Source organism: Ectothiorhodospira shaposhnikovii (genome assembly GCF_047222355.1).
Classification (GTDB): Bacteria; Pseudomonadota; Gammaproteobacteria; order Ectothiorhodospirales; family Ectothiorhodospiraceae; genus Ectothiorhodospira.
This window is the reverse complement of the sequence record NZ_CP178333.1, coordinates 2,540,218-2,556,118: the sequence shown is the minus strand read 5'-3', so window position 1 is coordinate 2,556,118 and position 15,901 is coordinate 2,540,218. Positions and strand designations below refer to the sequence as shown.

At 59.0% G+C, this 15,901-nt stretch carries 13 protein-coding genes and 1 CRISPR repeat array (1 of these 14 cut by a window edge); all 13 genes read left to right on the top strand.

Translation table 11 applies throughout. From position 1 onward, the window contains the following. Positions 1 to 58 precede the first annotated feature (58 nt). Entirely contained in the window at positions 59 to 2,356 is a 2,298-nt protein-coding gene (locus tag ACLF6L_RS11620; protein ID WP_412851716.1) for a putative bifunctional diguanylate cyclase/phosphodiesterase, read from the top strand. An 18-nt stretch (positions 2,357 to 2,374) separates the two neighbouring features. Then, positions 2,375 to 4,375: a biofilm regulation protein phosphatase SiaA gene (gene siaA / locus ACLF6L_RS11615; RefSeq protein WP_238615829.1), complete on the top strand. Its 2,001-nt coding sequence runs from the start codon at positions 2,375 to 2,377 to the stop codon at positions 4,373 to 4,375. A gap of 48 nt (positions 4,376 to 4,423) precedes the next feature. Continuing rightward, the gene (siaB, locus tag ACLF6L_RS11610) at positions 4,424 to 4,972 is read left to right on the top strand and encodes a biofilm regulation protein kinase SiaB (protein WP_238615830.1); all 549 of its coding nucleotides are present in this window, start codon (positions 4,424 to 4,426) and stop codon (positions 4,970 to 4,972) included. 30 nt (positions 4,973 to 5,002) lie between these two features. Continuing rightward, positions 5,003 to 5,398 (top strand): biofilm regulation phosphoprotein SiaC, encoded by a 396-nt coding sequence (gene siaC, locus ACLF6L_RS11605; RefSeq protein ID WP_276315641.1) that lies wholly within the window; start codon positions 5,003 to 5,005, stop codon positions 5,396 to 5,398. Next, entirely contained in the window at positions 5,391 to 6,194 is an 804-nt protein-coding gene (siaD, locus tag ACLF6L_RS11600; protein ID WP_238615831.1) for a biofilm regulation diguanylate cyclase SiaD, read from the top strand. Before siaC ends, siaD begins: the two co-directional genes overlap by 8 nt. 396 nt (positions 6,195 to 6,590) lie before the next feature. Then, a complete protein-coding gene (gene cas3 / locus ACLF6L_RS11595) occupies positions 6,591 to 9,167 on the top strand; it encodes a CRISPR-associated helicase/endonuclease Cas3 (protein ID WP_412851715.1) in 2,577 nt (858 codons plus the stop codon). Positions 9,168 to 9,406: 239 nt separating this feature from the next. After that, positions 9,407 to 10,903 (top strand): type I-E CRISPR-associated protein Cse1/CasA, encoded by a 1,497-nt coding sequence (gene casA, locus ACLF6L_RS11590; protein ID WP_412851714.1) that lies wholly within the window; start codon positions 9,407 to 9,409, stop codon positions 10,901 to 10,903. Next, complete coding sequence (gene casB, locus ACLF6L_RS11585; RefSeq protein WP_412851713.1) at positions 10,900 to 11,397, top strand: type I-E CRISPR-associated protein Cse2/CasB; 498 nt, start codon at positions 10,900 to 10,902, stop codon at positions 11,395 to 11,397. The genes casA and casB overlap by 4 nt, the downstream gene beginning before the upstream one ends. Positions 11,398 to 11,401: 4 nt before the next feature. Next, positions 11,402 to 12,511, top strand: a complete 1,110-nt coding sequence (gene cas7e / locus ACLF6L_RS11580) for a type I-E CRISPR-associated protein Cas7/Cse4/CasC (protein WP_412851712.1) — start codon at positions 11,402 to 11,404, stop codon at positions 12,509 to 12,511. Positions 12,512 to 12,513: 2 nt separating this feature from the next. Next, on the top strand, positions 12,514 to 13,173 hold the full coding sequence (gene cas5e / locus ACLF6L_RS11575; RefSeq protein WP_412851711.1) for a type I-E CRISPR-associated protein Cas5/CasD: 660 nt from the start codon (positions 12,514 to 12,516) through the stop codon (positions 13,171 to 13,173). Continuing rightward, positions 13,154 to 13,753, top strand: coding sequence for a type I-E CRISPR-associated protein Cas6/Cse3/CasE (gene cas6e, locus ACLF6L_RS11570; RefSeq protein WP_412851710.1), 600 nt, complete (start codon positions 13,154 to 13,156; stop codon positions 13,751 to 13,753). The genes cas5e and cas6e overlap by 20 nt, the downstream gene beginning before the upstream one ends. A gap of 3 nt (positions 13,754 to 13,756) precedes the next feature. Then, a complete protein-coding gene (cas1e, locus tag ACLF6L_RS11565) occupies positions 13,757 to 14,668 on the top strand; it encodes a type I-E CRISPR-associated endonuclease Cas1e (RefSeq protein WP_090202307.1) in 912 nt (303 codons plus the stop codon). Next, entirely contained in the window at positions 14,649 to 14,951 is a 303-nt protein-coding gene (cas2e, locus tag ACLF6L_RS11560) for a type I-E CRISPR-associated endoribonuclease Cas2e (RefSeq protein WP_200172756.1), read from the top strand. Before cas1e ends, cas2e begins: the two co-directional genes overlap by 20 nt. Positions 14,952 to 15,113: 162 nt before the next feature. Continuing rightward, a CRISPR array of direct repeats spans positions 15,114 to 15,901; the repeat unit is 29 nt; unit sequence GCGTTCCCCGCAGGTGCGGGGATGAACCG; it runs 5,223 nt beyond the window's last position.

Genomic DNA, 15,901 nt, shown 5'->3' with positions numbered 1-15,901 from the left:
ACTCGGGGGAGGCATGGACAGGCTGTGGCTTCGCATCGCTGCCACTGTGGCAATACCCATGACGGCATTTCTGATCATGGCGACCATTGCCCTTGGGGAGCATCATCAACGCCACGAGGAGCGCACCCGCATGATCCAGGTGGCCCAACTGGCCCTGGACGGCAAGGCCCTGATCCATGCGCTGCAGGCGGAACGGGGTAGCACCGCCGGTTATCTCAGTGCCCTGGACAATGACTTTCGCGCGATCCTGGACGAGCATCGGGATGCCACGGACCAGGCACTGCGCCGCTATCAGCGGGATGAAACCATTTATCAGCGGGTGACCGGCGCCGACCTGGCGGTGTTCCGACGGCAACTGGAAGAAGGCGCGGCCCGGCTGGAGGCCCATCGCGAGCGGGTGGACCGCCATCTGCTCCATCCCCTGGAAAGCGCCGAGCCCTATGGCCGTCTGATCGATCCCCTGATCCTGATCGCCTCTTCCACGCCCGAGGCCGGCGCCACCCCGGGCATGCTGAGCCTTCTGGCCGCCTACCGTCGCTTGCTCATGCTCAAGGAACAGGCCGCCCGTGAACGTTCCTTGGGCAGTGCCTGGCTGACCGCCGGCACCCCGGATCCGGTCATCTTTCGTAATTACCTGCAGCGGGTGGCGGTCCAGGAACTGCAACGCAGCCAGTTTCTCAAGCTTGCGCCCGACATTTACGTGGACAGACTCCATGCCCTGGAGCAACAGCCGGCTCACCAGGAAGTGATGGCCATCCGCGCCGCCATCACTCAGCAGGGCGAGACACAAAAGCCGGCCGGGCTGAACGGTTTGCATTGGTTCCAGGTCACCTCGGAGCGGATCGACGGACTTCATCAGCTGGAGCGAACGCTGGTGCGCGACATCCTCGATACCGGCCGCGACATCAAGGCCGCCAGTCAGCGTCAATGGATCACCTTGCTCGGCGTCACCCTGGCTCTCCTGATTCTCACCCTGGCACTGTCCCTGACCATTGCCAGGACGCTGTTGCAACGCCATGACCGACACGCACAGGCCATGCAGCGCATCCAGTTTCTGGCCTCCCACGACGCCCTCACGGGCCTTCCCAATCGGGATCACTTCAAGGAACACTTGAACCAACTGCTGTTCCTGGCCAGATCGGAAAAGCGGTCCCTGGGCGTCTTCCTGCTGGACCTGGAAGGGTTTACCGACATCAACCGCATCTGGGGGGAGTCGGTGGCGGATGAACTGCTGTGCCGGGTATCGGAGCGTCTATGCAGACTGATGGGGCCGGATGTCCTGATGGCCCGCATCTATGGTGATCAGTTCGGCGTGGTGCTCTACGATTCTCCCCAGCTGGACAGCCCTGAACGCCTGGCGGCGGATCTGCTGGGGGCCCTCCGGCCCCCCGTGGAGATCGGCCCCCGACGCATCGAGGTCAAGGGCAACATCGGCATCGTCCTGTGCCCGCCGTATCCCACTGATGCCTCGGAACTGCTGGCCTATCTGGCCTTTTCCGTGCAGAACGCCAAGGACGACCTGCTGCGTCGTCACAGCATCTTCGAGCCCGTGATCATGTCCCGTCATAGCGAATTGCTGCAGATGGATCGTGACCTGGAATGGGCCTTGGAGCATGACGAATTCGAGCTGTACTACCAGCCCAAGGTGGATCTGGTCACCGGCGCGATCGTCAGTGTCGAAGCCCTGCTGCGCTGGAACCATCCCGATCAAGGGATGATTCCCCCGAACGTCTTCATCCCCCGCGCAGAGGCCAACGGCAGTATCATCCCCCTGGGCGAACAGGTGTTGCGCAAGGCCTGCCTGCAATGTCAGGCATGGCGCGAGCAGGGGTTTGAAGATCTCACCGTGGCGGTGAACCTGTCCGCCGTCCAGCTCTACCAGGCCAACTTCGTCGAACAGGTGGAGCGTGCCCTGGCCGACACCGGCCTGCCCGCCGAGGCGCTGGAGCTGGAACTGACGGAAAGCTGCCTGATGGAAGACATGGACGTGGCGGAACGGATACTGCGGTCCCTGTGCACGCTCGGGGTGAGCTTGTCGGTGGATGATTTCGGCACCGGTTACTCCTCGTTGGCCTACCTGCGTCGTTTTCCGGTGAGCAGCCTCAAGCTCGATCAGCGCTTCGTCAAGGAGCTGGAAATGGGCGGGGAGGCCGAACTGATCGCCGGGGCCGTGCTGGCCCTGGCCCGTAGCCTGTCGCTGATCACCGTGGCGGAAGGCGTGGAAAACCACTATCAGGCCAAGTGGCTGCATGAGCGGGGCTGCCACCAGGCCCAGGGGTATCTCTATGCCCGCCCCATGCCGGCTTCCGCGTGCTTGACCCTGATGCAAAAACGGGAGGCATTCGATGTGCCCTGACGTCCCCGGAGATACCGCATGCTGAAATACCCCCAGGGCCTCAGAGCCAAGTCCATACTGGCCCTGGCACTGGCCTGCCTGGTGGCCCTGGTCCCCGCCGGTCTCCTGGGCTGGCAACTCCTGGAAGGTGTTCGTCAATACTTCGGCGAGGCCTTTGCCGAGAACTTCACGCGCCTGAACCGGGAACGGATTCTGGCCCCCGTCTCCCGGGACCTGGCCCTGTCCATGCGCCTGGCGGACTCGGAACTGTCACGCCGGTGGCTGCTGGATGAAGACAATGCCGAAAAGCGGGCGATGTTCTTCCTGGAGGCGGAGGGGTACCGTCGCGACTTTCGTGACGCTTCCTATTTTCTGATCAGTGCCCTGACCAGCCATTACTATTTCAACAGTGCCGACCAGCCATTCAGTGATCAACCCCGCTACACCCTGGACCCGGACAAGCCCAGTGATGCCTGGTTCTTCAACACCCTGGAACAGGCGGCCGACTACAACATCAACGTCAATCCGGATCTGGAACTGGGTACCACCCGGGTCTGGCTCAATGTCCTGGTGCTGGATGGCGAACGCCGCATCGGCCTGGCCGGAACAGGCCTTGACCTGAGCGGCTTTCTGGAGGATTTCATCCATACCCGCCCGGTGGGCGTGACACCAATGATCCTGGATCACGGGGGTGCCATCCAGGCCCACCCGGACCCGACGCTGATCAGCTTCGCCTCCACCACCACGGGCGCCGTCAACGGATACACCCTGGCCCGACGCCTGCCGGACGACCTGCAACGCACCGAGCTGGCCCAGGCCATGCAGCAGGCCCGGGAACGGATCGATACCGTGCCCCTGCTGTCGGTGACCCTGGACGGACGTGAACAGTTGCTGGCCCTGGCCTACATCCCGGAGCTTCAGTGGTATGTGGTCACCGCGGTGGATCTGGCCGCGGCCGCGGTGATTCGGGAAGCCTGGCTGCGGGCCGGTCTGCTGGTGGTGGCCCTGGTACTGCTGATCCTGTTGATCGGGTTTGGTCTGGCCGTGGATCGCATTGTGCTGCGTCCCCTGCGTGAGCTGCAGCAATCCGCCAGCGCCATGTCCCAGGGGCGCTACGACCTCCAGCTCCCCCGCGCCGGCAAGGACGAGCTCGGCGATCTCGCTCGGGCTTTCGGGCGCATGGCCGAACAGGTGAAAAGTCATACCGATGAACTGGAAGGGCGGGTGGAGGAGCGCACCGCGGAACTGCGCCAGGCCAACCAGGAAATGGCCACGGCCCAGCGCCAGATTCAGGCGTCCATCGACTATGCCAGCCTCATCCAGCGGGCCATCCTGCCGGATAACCGCATGGCGGATCTGCTGGGTCCCCATCACTTCGTGCTCTGGCGTCCCCGGGACGTGGTGGGAGGCGACTTCTACCTGTTCCACAATGACGGCGAACGCTATCTGATCGGCGTGGTGGACTGTGCCGGACACGGAGTACCCGGCGCCCTGATGACCATGCTCGCTCGGGCCGCCCTGGATCAGGCCATCAACACCCGGGGCATGGCCTCACCGGCGGCCGTGCTGCACCATGCGGACGGCATCGTGCGGGAAATGCTCAAGGATGCCGAGACCACCCAGGCCATTGCCACCCACATGGATGCGGGACTGGTGTTCGTGGATCGGGGACGGGGTATCCTGCGTTACTCGGGGGCGCGCATCAGTCTTTATCATAGCGATGGCCACGAGGTGGAGATCGTCAAGGGCGGGCGCCGAGCCCTGGGGGATCGTCGGGTGGGGCAGTACGAAGATACCGAACTCAGACTGGACCCGGCCGCCACCTACTACCTGGTGACCGATGGCTACCTGGACCAATCCGGGGGGGATCTGGGCTTCGGGCTGGGGACGAGCCGTTTCAAGGCGCTGCTCATGGCCCACGCCCGCCGCCCCATGGCCGAGCAGGCCGCCGCCCTGGATCAGGCCCTGGATGATTACCGTGGCAAGCATGATCAGCGGGATGACGTCACGGTATTGGCCTTTCGCGTCGACCAATCCTGATCCAGTGGAAATGCCGCAAGTCAAATACGCAACGGGGTAACACACCTTATGTCCGAGATCGACCTGTTCAGCCTGCGACGCCAGTTCAACGAGGACCATATCCTCCTGTGCTTCAACGGCCCCATCTCCCGCAGCCTGATCGAAGAGATCGGCAATGCCCTGAGAAACTATCTGGAGGCGGATAACGCACTCCCCGGCGCGGCGATGGATGTCTTCGGCATCTATATTGAACTGACCCAGAACATCCGCCACTACGTCACCCGCATGGGCTACGATGAGCGTGATGGCTCCGCCACCGTCATCGTCGCCCGCAACGGTGCCGGGCGTTACGTCATCATGGCCGGTAACATGGTGGAACGGGAAGACGGCGAACTGCTGCGAAACCGGGTGGAGGAACTGGCGGCCATGGACAAGGCGGAACTCAAGGCGGCCTACAAGGCCCAGTTGCGCAAGCCCCGTGACGAGGGCGTGCTCAGCGGCGCCGGCCTGGGGCTGGTGGATGTGGCGCGGAAATCCCTGGAGCCGCTGTGCGCCAGGATCTCGCCGGTCAATGGTGGCGACGACCGGGTGTTCTTCAGCCTGCGTGCCGTCATCTGAACTATCATTATCAAAAAAAGATACATGCTTATGTCGTCAGTGATCCACGAACTGGAAATCCCCGGCACTCAGTCCACCCCCGCCATTGCCACCGACCGGGCGCGGGGGCGATTGCACATGGCGGGTAATTCCTATCCCGAGAACTCCTTCGAATTCTTTGCCCGGATTTTTGCCTGGATCCAGCAGTACCTGGATGAGACGGACGGCCCCCTGCACCTGGAGCTGGAACTCATCTACATGAACACCAGCAGTGTGAAGGCCATGATGGACGTCTTCGACATGCTCGAAGAAGCCCATGCCCAATCCCGGGAAGTCCGGGTGAACTGGTATTACGATCCCCGCAATGAACGGGTCATGGAAATGGCGGAAGAATTCCGCGAGGACTACACCTTCCCGTTCCAGATCCTCCCCACCGCCGATGACTAGGCCATCCGGTTCGATCAAGGATGGCAAGATCCTGTTGGAACGTATCCAGGCCGCGTTGGAAGAGCCCGACCACGCCCGTCATCCCCTCAGACCCTTGCTGGAGGAAGTGAGTGCTCACATCCTTGGTCAGAATCAGCGCATGGAGCGACTGCTGAGGATATCGGACGGCTACCATCTGCTCGAACACAACCAGAGCCTGACCCTGGCCGAGCGCTGCGAAAAACAGCTCAGGCGCATGGAAAAGCTCGCCCGCATTTCGGACCAGTACCAGCGCAATCTCTGGGAAGTCACTGAAACCCTGCGTCAGGCGGCCAACCAGGATTCCCTGACCGGACTGGCCAACCGACGTTTTCTGATGGAGCGGCTCAAGGACGAGACCCAGCGCGCCACCCGCAAGGATACGCGTCTCGCCATTGCCCTGATGGACGTGGACCACTTCAAGCAGATCAACGACCGTTTCGGCCACGAAGTGGGCGACGTGGCCCTGTGCGAGATCGCCGGTGCCGTTCGCCAAGGCGTGCGGCGTTACGATGTGTATGGCCGTTGGGGCGGGGAAGAATTCCTCCTCATGCTGCCGGATACGAGGCGGGATGAAGCGATGATGGTGCTTGAGCGCATCCGGCAGACCATCTCCACCCTCACCGTGGGCGAGGATGATCCCATCCGGCTTTCCGCCAGCTTCGGCGTCACCCTGCTGCGCTCGGGAGAAGACGTGGACGAAGCGCTGAAGCGGGCGGATGACGCCTTGTTCGAGGCCAAGCGGGCAGGGCGGGACCGGGTGGTGGTGGGGGATTGAAGGCGATTCACCGGCGCTGCATACCTGTTCGGGTCTTTGCCCATCACTCCCGCGAAAGCGGGAGACCAGCAGCGGGAGATGGAGGCAGGCGCTGTTTGCGCGTAAAAACATCAATACGATCCCGAGTTGTGCTGTCCCAGCAGGCCTCGGCTGTCTTCTGTGTGGGCTATGAGGATAACCGTGTTTTTCAATAAGCCAATTGTAATGAATCTTCTCTCACTGTAGCGAAATCGCTTGTCTTCGTAGGTCCATGTATATACATGGAATACCGAGGGGAGTCAGGTATGGCGGTGTCCGGGCAGGATTGGAGAGTCTTACATGGTCATCCGGGTATATTGTCGATTCAATTGGGTTGTATTGCCGTGAGCCCGTATTTTCAGGGAAAGTAAAAGAGCGATGGAAGCCATTTACAAATATTGGGGCAAGGCCCGTCCGGAAGCAGATGCACAGGATTTCTGCCATCTTCTTCCCTATCATTGCCTAGACGTTACCGCAGTCGCTGATGCATGGTGGCAATCAAGCCCTGTCATTCAGCGGCTCATGCTGGTGCATGGCGATGCAGATCCGGTAGAGATTCACGCTTGGGTGCTGTTTTTTGTTGCCCTGCACGATCTGGGCAAGTTCGATATCCGCTTCCAGCTCAAATCCATTCCCGCATTGCTGCATCTGCGCCCGGACTTTGATCTCGACAGCGTGGAGCCGGAGCCTTACGCTCATGGTCCCTCGGGTTGTGGCTGGCTTGAGCATGCCGTGCCCCTGCACAGTGATGATCGTTACGATTGCTGGCAGCCCTGGATGCAGGCCGTGGCCGGGCATCACGGCGATCTTTCCGGTCCGAAGATACCTGCTGACCCGGATGCAGACGAAGAGGTTTGCCGCTTTGACAAGGAGGCCAGGAGAGCCTGGCTGCAATCTCTGGCCCGGCTGTTTCTGGAACCTGCCGGGCTTTCCCTCTTGGATGACCCGCCGATCTGTCCCCAGATTTTGGCCGGATTTTGTTCAGTCGCTGACTGGGTCGGTTCCAATGCCGACTGGTTTGAGTATCGGGATACAGTTCACCCTCTCCAGGTATATTGGGAAACCGAGGCAAAAAAACGAGCTCTGTTCGCACTTGAAAGCACGGGCATTCTGGGAAAAGGGCCATCCCAAGGAGGTATGTCAAAAATTTTTCCAGATTACCCGCCCCGCCAGATCCAGTGTTTGGTCGATGATCTGCCCCGGGAGGCGGGTCTGTTGCTGGTGGAGGGACCGACAGGCTGCGGCAAGACGGAGTTTGGCCTAGCCTATGCCGCCCATCTTCTGGCTACCGAGGTGGCGGAGGCGATCATCTTCGCCCTGCCGACTCAGGCCACGGCCAATGCCATGCTAAACCGGCTGGAAAAGGTGGCGCCACGTCTCTTTCCTGGCCAGAAAAACGTGGTACTGGCTCATGGGCGTGCTTCACGCCATGAAGGATATATGGCTCTCAAGGAAGCCGGTCGGCGCCCGACTGCTCAGGGCAAGGAAGATGCTGCCGTACAGTGTGCCGATTGGCTTGCCCAGAGCCGCAAGCGGGTCTTTCTCGGGCAGATTGGCGTTTGCACCATCGACCAGGTATTGATTTCCGTGCTGGCGGTCCGTCATCACTTCGTCCGTGCCTTCGGTGTGCGTCGTGCCGTACTGATTGTGGATGAGGTGCATGCCTATGATGCCTATATGTATGGCCTGCTGACTCGTGTCCTTCATGCTCAGGCCACTGCCGGGGGTAGTGCCATACTCATGTCTGCCACTTTGCCGGCCTACCAGCGGGATCTGCTGTTGGACGCTTGGGGTGGCGAAGTACCGGAACAACAATCCAGTGCCTATCCATTGATTTCCTGGGCAGGGCGCGGCACGCCCGTCAGGTACTGGGATCTGAAAGGGGAACCTGCGCATTTGCCGGAATCCAGGACCGTTTTCCTGGAATGTCGGGAACGGGTTGATCTTCGTCTCTCGGATCAGGATATCGATCAGGTCATTCAGGCTGCCAATGAAGGAGCATGCGTGGCGGTGATCTGCAATCTGGTGAGTGAAGCGCAGGGTCTTTGGCGACGTTTGCGTGAAAGGTCACTCAATGTGCCGGTGGATCTTTTCCATGCCCGGTATTTGTTCGCAGATCGGCAGGTCATCGAGCAGCGGGTAATGGAATATTATGGTCGTGACAGGATGGCCGCCGGCCGCATTCTGGTTGCAACCCAAGTGGTGGAGCAGAGCCTGGACCTGGACTTTGACTGGTTGATCACTCAGCTCTGCCCTGTGGATTTGCTGTTCCAGCGTATGGGGCGGCTGCATCGTCACCCACGCACTGATCGGCCGGCCGGATTTGAAGACCCCCGCTGCACGGTGCTGTTGCCGCCGGATGAGCAATATGGTCTGCACGAAGTCATCTACCAGTGTCGTCGGGTGTTGTGGCGAACTCACCGCCGGTTGCAGGAAACGGACAGGATTACGTTCCCTGATGTTTACCGCCCTTGGATCGAGTCCGTGTACGCGGAAGAAGCTTGGCTGGATGAGCCGGAAGCCGTTGTCCAGAACTGGGAAACTTTCCAGAATTCAGCATTGGGCAAATTTTTCGGTGCTCGCCAGCTTGCCGAAGCCGACATGATGCCCTTGCAAGATACCGATGCCAACGCGGCGGCCATGACGCGTGATGGGGATAATGGACTTAAGGTGCTGCTGCTGCAAAGCATGCCGCAGGGTCCTGCCTACCTGAATGGTCGTCAGGAATCTGCCCTTGATGATTTTGAACGCCGCGAAGCCGAGGATCTCAACGCCGTCAATGCGCCCAAAGGCTGGAAGGCGGCCTTGGGTAATCCGGATGAACATGGGCGTTACCGGTTGATCCTGGAACCACAGGCTGATGGCAGTTGGTCTGTCGGTGCGATGAGGTATTCCAGGGAGATCGGGCTGGAATGGCGGGAGGGCGATTCCTCCCTCCCGTCACAGCCCCAGTGATCTGGGGAACAGGGAAAATACTCCAAACCGGAGACAAGAAAATACCGGTGCATCCCCAAGAAGGGGCGGACCTGATTCATGTGAGGGATACTATCTGTCTGAATCAGGCCGTCACCATTGTCTCAAAGGTGGGTTTTTTTTCCTCAAGATAATACCTTGTGTTTTTGTTTTTAAGTGCTAGAGTCAAGGTGTGTCCTTCCTGCGAAGGGCTTCACCATCGACTTCAAAGGAGGTTTGCCATGGAGTGCCTGCTGGAGTCCGACTGGATTCCTGTTCGTAGTCGGGATGGGATGACTGTCCGGCGTATTGGGTTACGCCAGTTGTTGACCGAGGATCACCCATGGTCGGTGAGCCTGTCTCGGGATGACATGGAAGTGGCAGCCATACAGTTGCTGATCTGCCTGGTGCAGACCATTCTTCTCCCCGAGAACCGAAAAGTCTTACGTGAGCGCGTCGCCTCACCCATTACCCCGGAATCCTTTGATTCAGCCGCCGCTTCTTACCGGGATTGGTTCCGCTTGGACCATCCTGCGACCCCCTTCATGCAGAGCCGCGGGGTGTCAGCCAAGGATCCGACTCCTATCCAGAAACTGTTTGTGGGATTGCCCGAGGGCAACAATCACGCCTTTTTTAATGATGCCGGAGAGATTCATGCCGTCTGTCCCGGCTGTGCTGCGATTGCCCTGTTCAATCAAGCCTCCAACTGCCCAAGTTTTGGCGGGGGGTTTAAGGGGGGATTGCGGGGCGGGGCGCCGGTTACCACGCTGGTGGCCGGCACTAATCTGCGGGAAACCGTCTGGCTGAATGTCCTGTCCGCCGAGGAGCGTGATCGCATTTACCGGGATGCAACGCAGTGTATCCCCAACTGGGTGGAGCCGTTGGTGGCCGGTAAAACGATACCTGCCGCCGACATCGGTCTGGAAAGGGGACTGCTGTGGCAACCCGCCCGTCTGGAGCTTGTGGAATCGGAAGTGGGCCAGTCTTGTGATGCCTGTGGCCTGCCGACCAGCCGGGTTTACACCGCCTTTAACAAGGAGAAGTTCAATTACACCGTGGAGGGGCTGTGGCATCACCCGCATAGTCCCAGGCTATGGGATCTGAAGAAGGGTGAACGCGCCCGTGACCGCTATCTGTCGTTCACCACCATGGCGCCGGCCTGGACCTGGATGAATCATTATCTGCTTCAACGAGAGCAGCATGCAGGCGGGGGGCGTCAGCCTGCTCAGGTGGTTACCCAGTTCCTCGACGTGTTTGAACGTGCTCTGAGCGCCCGTGAAAGACGTTTTGCCATGATTGTCGCCGGTTATCGGGTCAATCAGGCGGCAGTGCTTGAGCGTCGACACGAACTCTACAGCCTCCCCATGGACTGGCGTATCAGCGAGAGGCAGGTTCAACGCGCCATTAATGAAGCCCTGCGGGTGAAGGATGAGCTTCGCCGCAAAACCTATGGATTTGCCAAGGAATGCGGCGCTGCTGTCTACCCGTTGGCTGAACAACACTTTTACCAGGCGACGGGACACAGACTTCATGAACTGTTGCGCCAGATGGATCGACGTGAAGCCCGAATGGCGGTGGATGAATTCATTTGCGCTCTACATCGGATCGCTCGTCGGCTGTTCGATGAATTGACGGCACCCTATCGGCACTCGGTCGACGGTATGACTGCCTATGCAAAGTTCAGGCGCGCACTGGATGTGGCTCTACGAGAGTCTGAATCGAAGGAGAAAGTGGTATGACACAGCACGATCAGGCGGAGCAAACGGATTTCTTCATCCCATTGGTTGATGCCTACCAGCGACTCGGCACCGGTGGCCAGGCTGATCTGCGCCGGGTGAAAAACCTGGATGCCGTGGCCGACCTACCCGCCTACTACCGCTGGCTGGGCCATAGAAAGCCTACTTCCGGACTCCAACGCTTTGCCTTTTTGCTCCCATATATGGGGAATCATCTTCTGGGCCTTTCCCCAGGGCGTGCCTTGCGCAAGGCACGCATCAATGAAATGCGTATTTTTCAGGTCTTGCGCAGCCAGTCTCCCCGCGATATCGAGCAATTGCGCCGACTCTTCCAGCAAGCCCGCTCACCGGATATGGATGCCAATATGCTGGGTCGTAGCCTGTGTTATTGGAACCAGTTCGACAAACAAAAACTTCTGCGGGACTTTTTGATAACCGAAATCGATTTGCCCTCCAATACTTCTCAAACTGCTGATCTGCCCAATGACCAAGGATGAAGCTATGACTGAAAAAAACTTCCTCAATATCCATGTTCTGATTTCTCACAGCCCGTCCTGTCTTAACCGGGATGACATGAATATGCAGAAGTCTGCGGTGTTTGGGGGGGTACGCCGGGTGCGTATCTCCAGCCAGAGCCTCAAGCGGGCCATGCGGACCAGTGAGTATTACTGTGAACATTTGGGGCAACCATCCATGCGTACTCGCCATCTGGACCGTCTTCGCAAGCGCATGCATGCTGCCTTGGAAGAGCGTTATCCACCGGACCTGATCGACACGGCCATTGAATGGTTGGGTTTTGATGAAGGCAAGGCGGCGGCCGATGATGATTTCAAGCACCGGGCAGTCGCACCGTGGGTGGCGGAAGAAATTGCCAGTTACTGTGAACAGATCAAGGCAGCACGGGACGCCGGCGAAGATGAGCAAAAACTGCGCAAGGAAATGAAAAAACAGGGCAAACGCTTTGATGAGGCTCTGCGCCACGGCTTGGATGTGGCCTTATCCGGGCGCATGGCAACTTCCGGTGTCATGACCTCCGTAGACGGCGCCATGTCGGTGGCCCATGCACTGACCACCCATGCCGTGGACGCCGACATTGACTGGTTTACCGCAGTGGATGATCTGGTGGATGCAGATGAGGAAACCGGAGCGGGCCACCTGAATACTCAGGAATTCAGTGCTGGAGTATTTTACCGCTACGCCAGTCTGAATTTGAGACAGTTGCAACGGAATCTGGGTGGTGCAGACCGCCGGGAAGTGCTTGAAATTGCCTCGCATCTGATTCATTTGATGGCAACCGTGGTGCCGTCTGCAAAGCAGCAGGCATTTGCAGCTCATAACCTGGCCGATGTGGTCATGGTCAGTTTCAGCGACTTGCCCGTTTCCCTTGCCAATGCATTTGAAACGCCGGTTCACTCCAATGGCAGAAAGGGTTTCCTTGAGCCTTCCACGGAAAAGCTGATGGAATATTCTCAGCGTCTCCGGGAAGGCTACGGCTTGGAGGACGAGACCGGCGTCTTCAGCACCACGATAAAGATGTCCGAAAAATCGGTATGTCACCAACATCCGACCTTGAAAGCACTCAAGGATTGGGTGGCACATGCCGGAGTCTGAACATGGACTATCTGATTCTCAAATTGGAAGGCCCCATGCAGGCATGGGGTACCCATACATTTGAAGACTATCGCCCAACACAGCCGTTTCCTACCTTGAGTGCTATTATCGGCCTGCTGGGTGCCTGTCTGGGCATACATCGCCATGAGCGAGACAGGTTGATTGATCTTGGTGATAGTCTGGAGGTGACTATCCGGGCAGATCAAAGACCTCGCAGGGATCCGGTAACCATTACCGACTTTCACACTGTGCTGGACGCCAGAAAGGTAGGTGGTGGTGTGAATCCTCATCCCGTGGTGTCGCGCCGGGAGTATCTTTGTGATGCTGGCTTTACCTTGGTATTGGCGCAACGGGATGCAGCGGTCTTCGATCTGGAAACCATTGCGGAGGCAGTAAAAAAACCGTTTTACACCCCTTTTCTCGGTCGGCGCTCCTGCCCATTGACCCGCCCACTGTTTGAGCGATGGTGCCAGGCGGACTGTGTGCTATCTGCTTTGGCGGAGATATCGCCAGGTCACGGCCTTGTGTATAGCTGCAATGCAGACTTGGGGAGTAGTCGACGCATGGTCAGAGATGTACCCTTGCCGGGGCATCGGCAGTTTGGTACCAGGCAGCTTGGGGTTATCGTCAGCAAGGAGCAGCATGGTGATGTATCTAAGTAAAGTCCTGCTACAGGATGCGACGCAGCCCTATCAATGGCATCGCAACTTATGGGCGCTTTTTCCTGATCAACCGGATGCCTATCGTCCGTTTCTTTTCCGTCTGGAACGTCAGGTACGTGGTGGGGTAGAGGTGCTGATGCAGTCCTCACTGGAGCCTGTTGCCTCGGGAGGGTGTTCCACCGTTATTGCAACTCGACCGTTTCAGCCGCAGGTGGCTGAAGGGCAGCCCCTGCGGTTTCGTCTGGTGGCCAATCCAGTCAAGACGATTCAGGATGAGGCTGGCCGCATGAATGGAAAAGGGCGGGTTAAAAGTTGCCGTGTCCCTCTGATTGACGAGCAGCAACAGTCTCTGTGGTTGCAAAAGAAACTGGATGGTGTGGCTTCGCTACAGGAAACGATGGTCATGAGTCGAAAGGTGCTTCACTTCCGTAAAGGCGGTAAGGCCGGGAAGATTGTGCAGACTACCTTCGAGGGCGTATTGCGAGTTGAATCACCCGAACGGTTCTGGAACCTGCAGTCACATGGTATTGGCCCGGCCAAGGCATTCGGCTGCGGGCTGTTGACCCTGGCGAGGCTGTAGACCGTGCTGCCACCGCTGAGGCCAATCCCGATGAAAGACCGTATTTCCATGGTGTTCATTGAAAAGGGCCGGATTGATGTGCTTGATGGCGCCTTCGTCGTGGTGGACAAGACCGGTACACGCATGCATATCCCTGTGGGAAGCGTTGCGTGCATCATGCTGGAGCCAGGCACCAGGGTCTCTCATGCTGCGGCAGCGCTAGCGGCACGTGTGGGAACTTTACTGGTATGGGTGGGGGAGGCCGGTGTTCGCCTTTATGCCTCCGGGCAACCTGGGGGCGCCCGCTCGGATCGTCTGCTGTATCAGGCCAAGCTTGCACTGGATCCCGATGCCCGTTTGAAAGTCGTGCGCAAGATGTATGAGCTTCGATTTGGGGAGAAGGCGCCTGCTAAACGTAGCGTGGAGCAGCTTCGTGGTATCGAAGGCGCGCGCGTCCGGGAAATTTACAAAATGCTTGCTCGCAAACATGGTGTCAAATGGGACCGTCGCCATTATGATCCGGGAGAATGGGATTCCGCAGATCCTATCAACAGAGCTGTCAGCGCGGCGACAGCCTGCCTATATGGCGTGACTGAAGCCGCTGTGCTTGCTGCTGGTTATGCTCCGGCCGTGGGCTTCATTCATACCGGAAAGCCACTGTCGTTCGTCTACGATATCGCTGACCTGTTCAAGTTTGATACTGTGGTTCCGATCGCTTTCAAAATCGCTTCGAAGCCTCAGCGTCAGATTGAAAGGCAGGTCAGGCAGGGCTGCCGGGATATGTTTCGTGAGAAGCGCGTGCTTGCGCGCATCATCCCTACCATCGAACAGGTGCTTGCCGCCGGCGAGCTTGCAGTGCCGGAACCGGCGCCTGAATCTGTGGCGCCAGCCATTCCTCTTGCGGAGCCTTTGGGTGATGCTGGTCATCGTGGTTGAAAATGTGCCGCCGCGCTTGCGTGGGCGTCTGGCTATCTGGCTATTGGAAACGCGAGCCGGGGTTTACGTTGGGAAGGTCAGTCGTCGGGTTCGTGAGATGATCTGGGAACAGGTGGTAACCGGTATAGAGGATGGCAATGCCGTGATGGCTTGGTCCACCAATACAGAGGCTGGCTTTGATTTTCAGACCTGCGGTAAAAACAGACGCCTTCCATTGGACCATGACGGGATGAAACTCGTGTCTTTTTTTCCCGATCCAGTGGGGGATGAAGGAGGAAACTGATGCGCATGTGCTGGTACAAATCCTGACTTCTTCTGTTTGGTATATATAACTATTTGATTTTTAATGCTCTTTAAAAACTTGGGAAGTGTCATGAAAGGAATAAGTGTTGGTAGAGTTTTTTGTGCTTTAAAAATTTAATTTTTTCATAGAGTTAGAGGAAGTGCGTTCCCCGCAGGTGCGGGGATGAACCGTGTCGCTGTCCTGGTAGAGGCGATTAGGGCAGCGCGTTCCCCGCAGGTGCGGGGATGAACCGGCGGATCTGCTGGCCGACTTGCGCAAGGCGGTGCGTTCCCCGCAGGTGCGGGGATGAACCGGGGTCGACCCGGGCTGGGACTACGCGCCCGGCGCGTTCCCCGCAGGTGCGGGGATGAACCGGTAGCGGGCAGGTGCAGCGGTACATCGGTCACGCGTTCCCCGCAGGTGCGGGGATGAACCGGATATGGCCGCTCACGGCTACCAGATCCAGAAGCGTTCCCCGCAGGTGCGGGGATGAACCGTGGCTGGCCTATCCCATCCAGAACCCCGGGGCGCGTTCCCCGCAGGTGCGGGGATGAACCGAACGTCGCGGCCTATGACGAGAGGAACCACGTGCGTTCCCCGCAGGTGCGGGGATGAACCGGGCAGCGCCGAACCGGGGCAGTGGCGCACCCGCGCGTTCCCCGCAGGTGCGGGGATGAACCGAGTCAGGGCGGCACGAGTGAAGGGCAAACCCCGCGTTCCCCGCAGGTGCGGGGATGAACCGGATGCCGAGCCGGGCACGTTCGATCAGCTGCCGCGTTCCCCGCAGGTGCGGGGATGAACCGTCAGGCACCCAGCTGGCCGTGGTGCGTGGCATGCGTTCCCCGCAGGTGCGGGGATGAACCGCATGCCTTGGGCCGTCGCAACTGGCCGAACCGGCGTTCCCCGCAGGTGCGGGGATGAACCGACAGTGGAGGCGCCCATCTCTTCGG

Bases quoted from the DNA above. Each gene is read 5' to 3' on its own strand.
- ACLF6L_RS11620 (WP_412851716.1), top strand. From the start codon at position 59: ATGACGGCATTTCTGATCATGGCGACCATTGCCCTTGGGGAGCATCAT.
- siaA (WP_238615829.1), top strand. From the start codon at position 2,375: ATGCTGAAATACCCCCAGGGCCTCAGAGCCAAGTCCATACTGGCCCTG.
- siaB (WP_238615830.1), top strand. From the start codon at position 4,424: ATGTCCGAGATCGACCTGTTCAGCCTGCGACGCCAGTTCAACGAGGAC.
- siaC (WP_276315641.1), top strand. From the start codon at position 5,003: ATGTCGTCAGTGATCCACGAACTGGAAATCCCCGGCACTCAGTCCACC.
- siaD (WP_238615831.1), top strand. From the start codon at position 5,391: ATGACTAGGCCATCCGGTTCGATCAAGGATGGCAAGATCCTGTTGGAA.
- cas3 (WP_412851715.1), top strand. From the start codon at position 6,591: ATGGAAGCCATTTACAAATATTGGGGCAAGGCCCGTCCGGAAGCAGAT.
- casA (WP_412851714.1), top strand. From the start codon at position 9,407: ATGGAGTGCCTGCTGGAGTCCGACTGGATTCCTGTTCGTAGTCGGGAT.
- casB (WP_412851713.1), top strand. From the start codon at position 10,900: ATGACACAGCACGATCAGGCGGAGCAAACGGATTTCTTCATCCCATTG.
- cas7e (WP_412851712.1), top strand. From the start codon at position 11,402: ATGACTGAAAAAAACTTCCTCAATATCCATGTTCTGATTTCTCACAGC.
- cas5e (WP_412851711.1), top strand. From the start codon at position 12,514: ATGGACTATCTGATTCTCAAATTGGAAGGCCCCATGCAGGCATGGGGT.
- cas6e (WP_412851710.1), top strand. From the start codon at position 13,154: ATGGTGATGTATCTAAGTAAAGTCCTGCTACAGGATGCGACGCAGCCC.
- cas2e (WP_200172756.1), top strand. From the start codon at position 14,649: ATGCTGGTCATCGTGGTTGAAAATGTGCCGCCGCGCTTGCGTGGGCGT.